Origin of the sequence: Paenibacillus sp. SC116, from assembly GCF_024733555.1 — a bacterium.
Taxonomy (GTDB): domain Bacteria; phylum Bacillota; class Bacilli; order Paenibacillales; family Paenibacillaceae; genus Paenibacillus_B.
Genome location: NZ_JANIOF010000005.1, coordinates 239,797 through 252,688 on the forward strand (window position 1 = coordinate 239,797; position 12,892 = coordinate 252,688).

At 41.6% G+C, this 12,892-nt stretch carries 13 protein-coding genes; 1 reads left to right on the top strand and 12 read right to left on the bottom strand.

Features of this window, described 5'->3' with window-relative positions; all coding sequences use genetic code 11:
* Positions 1 to 26: 26 nt before the first annotated feature.
* Positions 27 to 2,495, bottom strand: coding sequence for an EAL domain-containing protein (locus NQ117_RS19310; RefSeq protein ID WP_258279649.1), 2,469 nt, complete (start codon positions 2,493 to 2,495; stop codon positions 27 to 29).
* A 440-nt stretch (positions 2,496 to 2,935) separates the two neighbouring features.
* On the opposite strand from NQ117_RS19310, the gene NQ117_RS19315 reads away from it, so the two are divergent.
* Complete coding sequence (locus NQ117_RS19315; protein WP_258279650.1) at positions 2,936 to 3,700, top strand: MBL fold metallo-hydrolase; 765 nt, start codon at positions 2,936 to 2,938, stop codon at positions 3,698 to 3,700.
* Between the two features lie 267 nt (positions 3,701 to 3,967).
* Here NQ117_RS19315 and NQ117_RS19320 read toward each other — a convergent pair whose 3' ends face one another.
* The 11 genes from NQ117_RS19320 to NQ117_RS19370 form a co-directional block, all read right to left on the bottom strand.
* Positions 3,968 to 5,404: a serine hydrolase gene (locus NQ117_RS19320; protein ID WP_258279651.1), complete on the bottom strand. Its 1,437-nt coding sequence runs from the start codon at positions 5,402 to 5,404 to the stop codon at positions 3,968 to 3,970.
* Between the two features lie 26 nt (positions 5,405 to 5,430).
* Positions 5,431 to 5,787 (bottom strand): cupin domain-containing protein, encoded by a 357-nt coding sequence (locus tag NQ117_RS19325; RefSeq protein ID WP_258279652.1) that lies wholly within the window; start codon positions 5,785 to 5,787, stop codon positions 5,431 to 5,433.
* 226 nt (positions 5,788 to 6,013) lie between these two features.
* Positions 6,014 to 7,708, bottom strand: coding sequence for a M3 family oligoendopeptidase (locus NQ117_RS19330; protein ID WP_258279653.1), 1,695 nt, complete (start codon positions 7,706 to 7,708; stop codon positions 6,014 to 6,016).
* Positions 7,709 to 7,889: 181 nt separating this feature from the next.
* Positions 7,890 to 8,156, bottom strand: a complete 267-nt coding sequence (locus NQ117_RS19335) for a VOC family protein (RefSeq protein WP_309137894.1) — start codon at positions 8,154 to 8,156, stop codon at positions 7,890 to 7,892.
* An 11-nt stretch (positions 8,157 to 8,167) separates the two neighbouring features.
* The gene (locus NQ117_RS19340; protein ID WP_258279655.1) at positions 8,168 to 8,626 is read right to left on the bottom strand and encodes a GNAT family N-acetyltransferase; all 459 of its coding nucleotides are present in this window, start codon (positions 8,624 to 8,626) and stop codon (positions 8,168 to 8,170) included.
* The gene (locus NQ117_RS19345; RefSeq protein WP_258279656.1) at positions 8,623 to 9,357 is read right to left on the bottom strand and encodes a class I SAM-dependent methyltransferase; all 735 of its coding nucleotides are present in this window, start codon (positions 9,355 to 9,357) and stop codon (positions 8,623 to 8,625) included. Before NQ117_RS19345 ends, NQ117_RS19340 begins: the two co-directional genes overlap by 4 nt.
* A gap of 23 nt (positions 9,358 to 9,380) precedes the next feature.
* Positions 9,381 to 9,971: a DUF4269 domain-containing protein gene (locus tag NQ117_RS19350; protein ID WP_258279657.1), complete on the bottom strand. Its 591-nt coding sequence runs from the start codon at positions 9,969 to 9,971 to the stop codon at positions 9,381 to 9,383.
* A gap of 33 nt (positions 9,972 to 10,004) precedes the next feature.
* Entirely contained in the window at positions 10,005 to 10,592 is a 588-nt protein-coding gene (locus NQ117_RS19355) for a GNAT family N-acetyltransferase (protein WP_258279658.1), read from the bottom strand.
* Positions 10,593 to 10,815: 223 nt separating this feature from the next.
* Positions 10,816 to 11,343, bottom strand: coding sequence for a GNAT family N-acetyltransferase (locus NQ117_RS19360; RefSeq protein ID WP_258279659.1), 528 nt, complete (start codon positions 11,341 to 11,343; stop codon positions 10,816 to 10,818).
* A 202-nt stretch (positions 11,344 to 11,545) separates the two neighbouring features.
* Positions 11,546 to 12,097, bottom strand: a complete 552-nt coding sequence (locus tag NQ117_RS19365; RefSeq protein ID WP_258279660.1) for a nucleotidyltransferase family protein — start codon at positions 12,095 to 12,097, stop codon at positions 11,546 to 11,548.
* 80 nt (positions 12,098 to 12,177) lie between these two features.
* Positions 12,178 to 12,702, bottom strand: a complete 525-nt coding sequence (locus tag NQ117_RS19370) for a GNAT family N-acetyltransferase (RefSeq protein WP_258279661.1) — start codon at positions 12,700 to 12,702, stop codon at positions 12,178 to 12,180.
* Positions 12,703 to 12,892 lie beyond the last annotated feature (190 nt).

Here is a 12,892-nt window from a genome sequence, read left to right on the forward strand (position 1 = left end):
AACTCCTGTTCAGCTATAGCAAATTATTAATATTCAGCAGCTCCGACTTTTCCATCCTGTTTACACTTACCCAGAAACATCTGCTGCAGCTCTTTCGCAGGCAACGGACGGCTGAAATAATAGCCTTGGATATCATCGCAGCCGCTCTCCTTTAGAAAGGCGAGCTGTTCTGCTGTCTCTACACCCTCTGCGATAACGTTCATTTTCAGATGATGGGCCATCGAAATAATTGTCGCCACAATCGCTTTATCACTCTCACTATTCGTTAGATCTCGAATGAAAGATTGATCGATTTTAAGCTTGCCAATTGGGAACATCTTCAAGTAGTTGAGCGAACTATAACCTGTTCCGAAATCGTCCATGCTTATACGGACCCCAAGGTCTTTAAGCTCTTGCAGCGTAGACGTAGATCGGCAAATATCCATCATCATGCTTTCTGTAATTTCCAGCTCTAAATACTTCGCTTCCAAGCCAACTTCCAACAAAATCTGCTCTACCTTTTGAGCCAAATTGTTCTGATGGAACTGCTGCGTGGACAAATTAACAGATACCGGGATGTACAATTCCCACTCCTGCTGCCATTTTCGCATTTGCAGACACGCTTGCCGCATAACCCATTCGCTAATTTCAATAATGAGTCCTGACTCCTCAGCGATAGGGATAAAAATAGATGGTGAAATAATGCCTCTATTCGGATGATTCCAACGGAGCAGCGCTTCGATACCAATCAATGAACTATTATGTGCATGAATTTGGGGCTGATAATAAATGATTAATTCATCGCGCTGAATCGCTTTACGCAAGTCTGCTTCCAATTCAATTCTCTCCAATAAGTGAGCATCTAAATGATCGGAATAATATTGGTAGTCGTTCTTTCCATTTTTCTTCACTTCGTACATAGCCGTATCTGCATTTTTCATCAATTCAGCAGACTCTGTTCCATGTTCTGGGTAAATAGCTATTCCGATAGAAGCGCTAATATAAAAATCATTATCCTTTAAATGATACGGAAGCTGAGCTTCCTTCAGCATACGGCTTGCAATCTCCGATGAGATAGATTCAATTTGTGATCTACTGCCAAAGCAGACCACCGTGAACTCGTCTCCCCCCATCCTAGCAATCGTTGCCTCATAGCCGCTAATGGCATCATGCAAACGCTGCGTGACCATTTGTAACAAACGATCTCCATAAGCATGTCCTAACGAATCATTAATTATTTTAAACCTGTCAATGTCCATCACCATGACAGAGAAGGTGTGATCGGAACTTTTGTACTTTTCAATCGCTTGTACGACCACTTGATCAAACTTCCGGCGATTCGGCAGTCCAGTCAGCTCATCATGAAACGCCATATGGCGAATTTTTTGTTCTGCTTTCTTCTCTCTCGTAATATCTTTGGCAATCACATAATGACCTACAATTTTACCTTCAACATGAACGGGAACATTAATGACGCTCACATTCACGAGACTACCATTTTGATGAATGATAGCTGTCTCATAACTAATCGTCTTGCCCCGGAACGAACGTAAAAACAGTCTCTTCGTGCGCTTTCGCTCTTCTTCCACAATAATGGGCGCAATATCCATAATGGAGCGATTATGAAAATAAACTCCGTCTATGCCTGTAATCTTAATAGCAGCAGGATTAAAGCCAATAATTCGACCGCTCAGACTAACAGAGAGAATGCCATCACGATTGTTTTCGTACAGAGACCGATACCATTTTTCATTTTTCTTAATATGTGAATCCTTGCGAGATAATCGCTTATCAACAAATATACCAATTAAAGACAACCCTAACGTCAGCATCGTTCCAGCCGTAATGACATAACCAAGCAGTCGCTGATCAAGTGACATGCCTGCAACTGTTGACTTTTCATCGACCAAATGGAATTGTGCCGCTTCCATCCCCGTGTAATGCATCCCTACAATTGCCACACCCATTATGACTCCGCTGCCGAGCTTCTTGCTCACACCGTTCTGTTCACTTTCTTTACGAAAATAAAAAGCTAACCATAACGCTGCAATTGAGGCCACGATTGCAATTAATATCGATACCGAGAACATGATAGGTTCATAAGTTATATCAATAAGCATCGCTTCCATACCAACATAATGCATCGCAGATATGCCAGTCGCCAACAAGGAAGAACCGACCAATAGTTGTCTGAACTTAAGCTGCTTGCGCCCCACTACATACAACGCAACAAACGAGGCTGCGATTGCAATAATAACAGAAAGAATAACAATGAATAAATCATAGGAAACTGGCACCGGAAGCGAAAAAGCTAACATGCCGACAAAATGCATCGACCATATACCCATCCCCATAGAAGCAGCACCAAGTATGAGCCATCTTGTACGATTTTTCCCACTTGTCATTGCAACACGACCAGCTAAATCCAATGTAGTATAGGAAGCAGCAACCGCTATGATCAATGATAAAATGACAAGCAGCGCGTCATAGGTACCGTGCATATGATGATGTTCCATCCATTCCCCTCTTCTCTATCTGGTGTACTGGTATGTATACAATTTCATAAGAACATGTATTCATATTGATTTTACCGTTACTCACCTTCCAACTATTTTCATGCTACGAACTATAATAGCATTACCTTTTATTCTCGCATATTTTCGACAAAATGAGTAACCCTTTTTGTGCAATTTACAGAAAAAAACAGAATCTAAAGCCCTATATTAAATAGGAGAATATTCTTATTCCAAAAACACAACAAATACTTTATTACCACAACACTTTACTATAATGCAGAACATGAGCAGCAATTTCACCAGTCATTTTGAATGCAACTAAATACTCATTGACTTTTTATTTAATTTGTGTTATATTAATAATTTATGTTTACATTTAAAATCCCCTTTAGTATACTATCATCTTGCACGAAGCTGACATTGAAAGGGGATAGGATAACATGAAGGCAGCAAAGAACGTTGAAATTGAAATGCTCACTCTTTCCGCTTCTATGATGGGTAAAGTAGAAACCATCTATCCTACACTGCTGTGGGACGAAAAGAATTTGTTGCTCGTGGATGCAGGATATCCTGGACAGTTACCACTGCTTGAAGAGGCGTTACGCAAATTAGGAAAGTCTACAAAGCAAATTACGAACATTATTATTACCCACCAAGACATGGATCATATCGGCAGTTTACCGGATATTGTTAAGGAGTCCGAACTGGATATAGAAGTGTTATCCAGCCCCGTTGAGATGCCTTACATACAAGGTGATAAAACGTTATTAAAACTGACACCCGAAGCGATTAAACAGGCCGAAGCCTCACTCCCTCCACAGCTGCCTGAGCAATGGAGATCCGCATTTTTGTTCTTGCTTAACAATCCTCCCCGTGCACATGTTCATCGAACCTTGCAAGATGGTGAACAACTCTCTTATTGTGGAGGACTTACCGTTATACCTACACCAGGACATACACCCGGACATATCAGCCTATATCATCAATCTAGCAAAACGCTTATCGCAGGTGACGCAATGGTCGTAGCAGAAGGACAATTATTCGGTCCAGATGCGATGCATACGCTTGATTTACGTACAGCCTACAACTCCCTACATCAACTTGCACAATATGATATTGATACCGTCATATGCTATCACGGCGGTATGTATACAGGAGATGCTAATCAACGCATTGCAGAACTTACCCGTGAGAATACCCCTTAAGTGTCTTACTATTAACTCGTCATCGTTCTATTTATTTCTGTAGCTTTCTTCTACAATCACAACTGCCCGATAGCTGGCATGAGAACCAACTATCGGGCAGCTTCATTTACCATTCTGTTTTTACATCGTACTTCTGATACTACATAGCACACTCAACTTATTCATCAACTGATTTTTCTCTATACAAAAAAAGCCCTGTAAGGGGCAAAATGACGGTTTACCCATCACCCGCTCCTTACAGGGTATTTAATAACAGACTATTTACTGTTATTCATTCAATAGCTTTTCTATCATTCGAATCCCTTCTTCATGTGAAGGGTCTAGTTCAACAGATCGCTGATAATGCTCCAATGCAAGCTGCTTATCCTTACGCATCAGAAGCATTTCCCCCATACTGTCATGCAAGTTAGAAGACTCCGGATACTGGGCCAATGAAATGCTCAACATATCAATCGCATCATTCAACCGACCTGCTCTCATAAGCTCATAAGCTACATGGTTGAATTCCCCTTCGATGAGCAAATACGGCTCCAGCCCTTCCGATTGGATCGCATGATAGCTATCCCATGCCTTTGCTATTCCATCATTAATGATCGTCTTAGCCATCAAACGAGCAAGTGACTGCTTCGTATACGGAACTTCTTCTCCTAGCAGAACATCCATTATACTTGCATACAGAATTTGCATGCCAATGTAATCCGAATTTATCATAAGAACAACCGCTGCGCCAAGATCAGGCATAACAATGAAATTGCTTCTAAACCCTGTGTCCCGTCCGCTGTGTGTAAACACGCGATGGCCTTTATATTCGCCAAAATACCAACCTAGACACATCTCATTGAATATGCCACCCATACCTGTCGGAGCATGGCTCTGCCACATCGTATGATAACTTGTCGGTTCCAGAATCCGAGCACCATCCAAACTACCATGTTGCAAATGAGCTAATGCATATCGACACATCTCTATTGGATTAGAGATAAGGGTAGAGCTTGGACCATGCGAACGGTTATAAGGGAATACATGACTAACTATCGACGTGTAGCCTTCTTCAATACCTAGAACATGAGGCGTAACAAGCATCTCATGCGGCACAGACAACTTCAAAAAGTGACTATCATTCATACCGAGAACATCAAGAATATGATCCTTCATATACTGCTCGAAAGACTTGCCTGAAACCTTATGAATGACATCGCCTAATACTTCATATGCCATATTGCTGTAAGCATACTTGGTACCAGGTTCCCACATCAATGAGCGATCACGGACGCTCTTTACATACCGTTCCAGAGCTTCGTCATCAAACTGTGGCTTATCCCAGTTAAACTCATCTTCATCTGGCATACCTGATACGTGGCTTAACATTTGTCTGATCGTAATGCGATCATATCGATCATCTTGAAGCTGGAAATAGGGAAGATACGCTACAACAGATGCGTCCAAGTCCAGCTTTCCTTGCTCCACCAATTGCATAATACCGAGCGATACAAATGTTTTGGACACCGATGCCATATGGAATAAAGAGCGCTCACTCACAGGCTCCTTCGTATCCACATTTTTAACACCAAAGCCTTTTGTGTAAATGGTTTCCTTATTATAGACTACGCCTATCGCTAAACCTGGCACTGACTCTTTTACAACAAAATCATTTATTATAAGATCCAAATTATTTATCACGCTTTGCTTATGTTTGTTACTCATCTATAACACCCCACGAATTCATAGAATTAAAGTGCTGACTCGTCTATGAATATGGTGTCTCCGTCCAAGTGTTCGAAACATAGATTCACAGTTCGCTGTAAAGCACGAGTCCGATGGACAACTCCCTTGGGAATCGTCATCACATCATGAGGCTTTAAGGCAACGGTTGGTCTATCCTGAAAATCAATAAATAGCTCACCTTCAAGCACGATGAACATTTCATCGCATGTCTCATGATAGTGCCATCGATATTCTCCTGTGATAACAGCGATTCGAAGACAACTTTCATTGACTTTGTTCAACACGAAGTTCGTATACGTATCTTGGATACTGCTGCTAATCTGATCCAAGTTCATCACTTCTAGCTGCTCATACTTGCACATTGGTCGTTACCTCCTCTTAGTTGCACATGTCGCGTACCTCCTTCTATTAGAAATCACCATATTTTCGAGTCACTTTTTCTAATCGCGGGGGTTTTTTTAGGAAAAGTTATCCATAACAATGATACCATATTATCCCTTTTAAAAATACATTTTTATAAAAAAAAGCCACACGCATAGCGTATGGCCTCGTTATCAATTTCTCTTAGTAATGGAACGCTTGTTAATTTTACAATACCGTATCGTCAATTCCATTCAGATAGCTTTCAATGTTACCAATTACAGACTCTACACAGCCATCTTCAAATGGAGACAACAGTCCTGCCATCTTCACCAAGCCCGTAAAGGACTTGCTTCCACCTGCTTTACATAGGCTTAAGTAGTCAGCCCAAGCTGTCTTCCAATCTTCATTCGCACGCTTCCAGAATTGGAATGCACAAATTTGAGCCAATGTATAATCAATATAATAGAATGGAGCCGTGAAAATATGACTCTGTCTATGCCAGAAGCCACCACTTTCTAAGTAATCATTACCTGCATAGTTTCGATGCGGCAAGTACTTTTTCTCCAGATCGCGCCATGCTTGCTTACGCTCCGCAGGTGTTGCTTCCGGGTTGCTGTATACATAATGTTGATATTCATCAACCGCTACACCATAAGGTATGAAGCTCAATGAGGATGCAAGATGATTGAACTTATACTTGTCCGCATCTTCCTCAAAGAATTTATCCATCCAAGGCCATGCAAAGAACTCCATACTCATGGAATGGATCTCAGCTGATTCCATTGTTGGCCATAAGTATTCAGGCACTTCAAAATGACGGCTTTCATACACTTGGAAGGCGTGGCCCACCTCATGCGTAAGGACATCGATATCATCCGCTGTGCCATTAAAGTTGGAGAAAATAAAAGGAGACTTGTAATCGTTAAAATACGTACAATAGCCACCGCTTTGCTTGCCTTTTTTGCTCACTAGATCCATGAGGTCGTGCTCTTGCATAAATGTGAAAAATTCATGCGTTTCAGGTGAAAGCTCCTCATACATCTTCGCGCCATTGTTCACGATCCAGTCTGGATTGCCTTTCGGCGTTGCATTACCAGACTTAAAGGTAAAGTTTTCATCATAGTAGTTCAGCTGTTCTACGCCAATCCGGTTGCGCTGACGCTCCTTAAGCTTCGACGCCACTGGAACGATCCCATCTACAACCTGCTTCCTAAATTTCGCAACCATGTCCGCATTGTAGTCAGTACGGGTCATACGCGCATATCCTAGCTCGACGAAATTCTCAAAGCCAAGCTTCTTCGCTATTTTCGTACGTACTTTGACTAGATCATCGTATATGCGATCCAGCGATTCTTCATTATCAGCCATGAATTGGTATCTTGCTTCAAAAGCACGCTTTCTAAGTTCACGATCTGTGGACATCTCAAAAGGAACGAGCTGTGCCAATGTACGCTCTTCACCTTCAAACGTTATTTTTGCTGATGCGATAAGCTGATCGTACTCCGTAGACAGCTTATTCTCTAATTGAAGGTCTTCGATAATTTCTGGACTGAACGTCTTCACCGACAACTCGGCTAATTGAAATAGCTGGCTGCCCCACTTTTGTTCCAACTGGGCGCGGAATTTGGATTGTGCAAGTGCCTTGTAATATTCACTGATGTATTCTTCAAAAATCGGCATAGCTTCATCTACAAAATCTTGCTCTGCCTTATAGAATTCATCTGTTGTATCAATCGAATGACGTACAGCTACTAGTTGACCTAATGTTCCAACCTCATTGCGGATTTTGTTAATATCTGCAATTACTTGTTCTTGCTCTTCAACACTATTTGCGGCATGAAAAGCACTAATCAGCTGTTTAAATTGTTCTCCCACAACTTGCATATCAGGTCGCTCATAGCGAAACTCAGCGAATTTCATAGACATAGCCTCCCCTTTTACAATCCTCTCAACTATTATACTAAACGATTGCTATTCTATTCCAATACTAATTTGAATGCAGGTCAAAAATAATCATTCTTTTTTCGTGTATATGTATAAAAAAATAGAGCAGACCAGCTGCTCCATTTACTTACATCTACATACTATTATGCCATCACTTTTATTGAGCGTTATTGGTATATTGGATAAGCCCAAAACTTATACCCGTCGGATCAACGAGATATGCGAGAAAGAACTCATCAAACTCCATTTTGTCACGCAGAACTTTCGCACCCTGTTCAACGGACCGGGAAATGGCCGTATCGATATAATCCACTTCTATGGTTACCCGAGTACCATGAGGATAATCAGCAGGTCCTTCAGCTATGCCCCCATCAATACCTGTTCCATCGTTCTCGCCTGTTACGACGGAATGGACATTCGGCATGTCCATTCGTTCTATAATATTTTCTCAAAGCAGAGGCTGCCTTCACTATCAGCGTATTGGCCAAATCGCTCAATTTCATAGAAGCCGTATTTTTTATAAAAATGAATAGATTCCGGCTGCTGGTCTCCCGTCTCCAAGCGAATCGTTGTATAATTCTGCTCAATAGCCAAAGATTCCAGCTTCGCAAGCATCATTGCAGCGATCCCCTGCTGACGATACGCCGCATCTACAAAAAACCGCTTCAACTCCGTCATTCCCTCAGTTAACGGTCGAATGGCTCCGCAGCCAACAGGAGTTTCATCATCATAAGCCAACACAAATTGAACTTCGTCAATATGCGGATCATTGAAGTCCATACCAAAAATATCTTCAGGTGGATACCGCAGCAGCAAGTCCTCATCCAGTTTAGCAACAGTAGGCTGTACATCTGGGTGATGCGGTGTGACATATTCGAATCGAATCATACTCATATGAACTCAGTCCCCTTTTTCCGAGCAACAAACGTCAACCAGTTACTCTTAAATTCAATATTTCGTCCCTCTTTATGCTCTTGAATACTCTGAGACAGATGACTCTCTAGCTGAATATCCCAATCTTCATACAGCTCCTGCAATATGCCGAAAGCTTCGTCTGTTCGCAGATTGAGCTCAATTACCCCTGCAAGCGAGGCTCCAGTAGCTTGATCCACTTCCATTATTTCTGTGCTTAGTAAAATACAGTTCATCCCACCTGCTCTGGTACCTTCAATCATCCTGCCCACCACAGTACGGAACGCTTCTTCCGAGGACATATGCTCCAAACAAGAGCAAGAAACGATGAAATCAAACGAAACAGGCAAAATCGAATAGTATTCTACATCTGCCACTACACCCTCAATTTGACCGCCCACGCCGTAAATCTCGGCGTTGTCTAGCAATTTATCTATTGCAGATGGAATAAGATCTACACCTACGACGGTGCCTTGTTGCTCTCGGATTCGCTTTGCAATGGGAATGCTGTTTCTTCCAACTCCACAAGCAAGATCCAATACTCGAAACGCGGTACCATGTTGCGAATTCTCCTCTAACAGCTTTTCTAAGCAATCCAACACAACTTGAACAGGCTTGGACAGCCAAGTGCCAGGCACAAACAACTCGGTTTGTTTATAAAACTGCTCGTGATACTCGATTTCAGCAGTACGCGCTTGCTTGAATGTATTCATGCGATCACTCCAAATTCATATGATCAGTTGGAACTCCGAGACTGCATAACGAACTGACTCAACTGTTCCTCGTCCCATTCTTCCAGCTCTAATAGCCTCTTATACGGATCTCCCTCAAGCTGCAGTAGCTTCGCGAATGCCGGCTCCGTCTTATAACCATTCTCCTTAAGCTCCCTAATCGCACGGTAGCCATCGCTTCCCAACAGCTGCAAAATTCGATGCTCTACGATCATATGACGGTACCCATTTTGCCGCTTTGTCGGTATCGGTTGAGCAAAGATCTCAAGCTCCCAATTTTCATATTGGAAATTCACCACCGTATATGGCTGTTCCGAATCAGTATGAACGGCGTAGTGATATTGATCCATATTTTGAAACAAAGATGTCGTAAACTGCATGAAAGCTTCCACGTCATAAACTTCACAAATAATATCCAAATCGCTGCTCGATACATGAATATCAATCGGAATCGTACCGACCAGTATCGGATTAAAGGAGTGAAGCAATTCCATAATGTTCAAGCTGTGCAAGATGGAATAGGCTCGCTGCTGCGTCCCATTGCCGTATTGTAGATAAGATAAATTTGTAAAGTCGTGCTTATTTAAATCAAACATGCAGTTCTCCAGTTCTATCCATAGACTTATTGCTCAATTAGAACGCTCCAAATATTGCTCTAGCCTCTGCTTCACATCCGGCCATTCCTTATTTAAAATGCTATAAATGTAAGCATTCCGAATATAACCATCCGGTAGAACACGATCTTGACGCAGTATTCCCTCTCGTATCGCACCAATTCGTGTAATAGCTTGATTGGAGCGCTCATTCCTCGTATCTGCTTTTAGCTGAACTCTGACGAGATGCAGCTGTTCAAAAGCATATTGCAGCAGCAAATATTTGCACTCTGTATTTACTCTTGATCGCCAAAGTGCTGGTGTGTACCACGTCCAGCCAACTTCAAGTCCTCTGTTGTGCAAATCTATATTCATATAACGAGTACTGCCTACGCACACATTCGTTTCTTTATCGAACACAACGAACGGATACTCATAACCTTGGCCCTTTCTCACCAGGGCTGCTTCGATCCAGTTTCGCATATCATCCAATGTGTTTACGACAATCGGCAAATACGTCCAAATCTCTTCATAGCGCCCCGCTTCATACAATACCTCAGCATGATGTTGTTCCAGCGGTACTAAACGTACCCGCTCTCCTTCTAGAACGATAGATTCATTCATACGACCTTCACTCCTTCTCCATATAAAAATGAAAGCTCATACTAGACTCCTTGTTCACCAATAGAGAAGATGAAGAGAAAGCGCAGTACAACCTGCATCTAAAATGACTATCGAATAGCAAACTCGCGTATAAAGAAGCCGAGTGCGGCAAACACTCGGCTAGATCATGGAAAGGAATGAAGCATCCCCGTTCCTCATTAATTTCGTTTCAATATTATACCAATTATAATGGTTTGAGCATATGAATGTCGAGCGGTTCTTTGGCAAACAACTCTGGATCCATTTCATTCGTTAGATCACAGCCTTGATGCTTATAAAAATAAACGGCAGACCTTGTCTCTGTAGAGGAAACATACAAATATTTCGCCCCTCTTCTACGAGCTTCATCGCTGAGGTCATTCATAATCCGTGTGCCAATACCCTGTCTACGATAGTTTCTAGACACATACATCAAATCGATTACGAGCCGATCCTGCTGATCCCCACGAAATTGATGACCAAGCACACCAAATCCGATGAGTATATCACCATCATAAGCCCCTAAAGCTGCTCCTCCATGGTTCAATTCATAGACGAAACGCTCCTGTAATTCAGTCATCAAACCATCATCCCAAGTTGGACATTCATGACCTGCATCACGTTCGATCAACTTGCCATCTTGCATTTCATACACATAATTAATCTCCTCTGAGCGATCAATCTGTACCAACTGGTGAGCATCTTCTACTTGCATCGTTCTGAAAGTATACATCCTTCTCCTCCTTAATCTTATGCATACGCCTCTTCTACCGATCACCAATGACGTTATGCATGATATCAAACTTATTATTACATGTTCACAATAAAGTCCGAGTCCGTACTAATATTTGCCCACCCCTGGGCACAAATGCGAATGCGATAAGCACCTTACTATCCACAAATATTTCTCTTAATTTCTCTACGACTTGTCCCCCTCACTCTATAACACGTAATTTCGGATACATTTCAAGCCATTTTTTCTGATTTATTCTAATATGAAAATAGTCTTTGTCATGAAAATAAGGACTCTTGTGAATCACTAGGTCAAACAAATCATCCAGACCATGCGGAGCAACAATCTGTATCTGATTCTCATTGTCCAAGTAAATTCCTGTAGCCGTTGCCGTCTCAGGCCATCTTTTCATCGCGTCAGCAATAGATGCATAAGGACTTTCTTCATTCCTAAGATGCATTCGCGCTTGATTTTTGACCGACCAATTATAGTCACTCACCTGTGCTCGTAATACAGCCTCATAACGTTTCTCTGTATCCTCACACAGATGCTCCGGATCATAATAAAGAACATCCACATCATTCAATGAAGTAGGAACTGTATATCCATGCATGTAATCCCATACTGCATTTCTAACATACCCTGCTGCAATGCACCAATGGGGTAATTCCAATTGTTTAACAAGGGCAAGGTCTCTCAGCAAGTGACTTTTAGCTCGCATAATGTTGATTAATTGTTCTTGCAGTAAGCTCATCCCCTTATCAAAAAGGTCATAATTCATTATGTTTGCTCAACTCATCTTATTACTTATAGTCAGCTACCCTAGCTCCGAAACTATCGATCAGCATTATTAAACACAATTCCCTGCCCTGTCCAATCTTCCGTCACAACATCTTTCAACTCATACTGCCCATTCGAATACGCATGAATAACTTTTTCCCAAAACAACTTGGATGCATCGTTCTCACCATGCTGCAGCACTTCCCAATTCCCTTTATACGTATCAAAAATTTGTACAGCCGCTTCTCTTCCAACTCCCGACTTGCGATATTTACGCATCACAAAAAACTCGGCTATCGACTTGGCTGTCCCACTAGGATACAAATAACAGTGCTCATTAATCATGACAAATCCAGCGAAATGACCGTTCACTTTAATAAAATAGGCATTTCTATCATCTTCCGTCCAATAATGATCAAAATACGTATAGCCATAAAGACCGAATTTGTTGACATCCCGATCGTTAAATTCACTAAAATCGTATTCATACAGCTCGAGAAGCTGTCTAAGAATTGATTTTTCTTCTTCCTGTACTTCTACAAGTTCAATTCCTTCTTTACTTTCTACATAAAGTTTCATTTACTTGCTCTACTCCTTTCACGATATTCTATATGTATATAGTCCGTTTTTATTTAGGATGTAACACTATTGCGTTCACAACTTTATAATCGGTGTCTAATATCATTTTGATTTCCATTGACTCACCACTGTTTCTTCGCCCTTATATTTCATAATAGTAAATGATTTCCTAAATATTCTCTAGAGTACG

What these genes read in the sequence shown, in the direction of transcription:
- NQ117_RS19320 (WP_258279651.1), bottom strand. Translation starts at nt 5,404, where the DNA reads ATGAGTAACAAACATAAGCAAAGCGTGATAAATAATTTGGATCTTATA.
- NQ117_RS19370 (WP_258279661.1), bottom strand. Translation starts at nt 12,702, where the DNA reads ATGAAACTTTATGTAGAAAGTAAAGAAGGAATTGAACTTGTAGAAGTA.
- NQ117_RS19345 (WP_258279656.1), bottom strand. Translation starts at nt 9,357, where the DNA reads ATGAATACATTCAAGCAAGCGCGTACTGCTGAAATCGAGTATCACGAG.
- NQ117_RS19350 (WP_258279657.1), bottom strand. Translation starts at nt 9,971, where the DNA reads ATGTTTGATTTAAATAAGCACGACTTTACAAATTTATCTTATCTACAA.
- NQ117_RS19335 (WP_309137894.1), bottom strand. Translation starts at nt 8,156, where the DNA reads ATGCCGAATGTCCATTCCGTCGTAACAGGCGAGAACGATGGAACAGGT.
- NQ117_RS19330 (WP_258279653.1), bottom strand. Translation starts at nt 7,708, where the DNA reads ATGAAATTCGCTGAGTTTCGCTATGAGCGACCTGATATGCAAGTTGTG.
- NQ117_RS19340 (WP_258279655.1), bottom strand. Translation starts at nt 8,626, where the DNA reads ATGAGTATGATTCGATTCGAATATGTCACACCGCATCACCCAGATGTA.
- NQ117_RS19325 (WP_258279652.1), bottom strand. Translation starts at nt 5,787, where the DNA reads ATGTGCAAGTATGAGCAGCTAGAAGTGATGAACTTGGATCAGATTAGC.
- NQ117_RS19355 (WP_258279658.1), bottom strand. Translation starts at nt 10,592, where the DNA reads ATGAATGAATCTATCGTTCTAGAAGGAGAGCGGGTACGTTTAGTACCG.
- NQ117_RS19310 (WP_258279649.1), bottom strand. Translation starts at nt 2,495, where the DNA reads ATGGAACATCATCATATGCACGGTACCTATGACGCGCTGCTTGTCATT.
- NQ117_RS19365 (WP_258279660.1), bottom strand. Translation starts at nt 12,097, where the DNA reads ATGAGCTTACTGCAAGAACAATTAATCAACATTATGCGAGCTAAAAGT.
- NQ117_RS19315 (WP_258279650.1), top strand. Translation starts at nt 2,936, where the DNA reads ATGAAGGCAGCAAAGAACGTTGAAATTGAAATGCTCACTCTTTCCGCT.
- NQ117_RS19360 (WP_258279659.1), bottom strand. Translation starts at nt 11,343, where the DNA reads ATGTATACTTTCAGAACGATGCAAGTAGAAGATGCTCACCAGTTGGTA.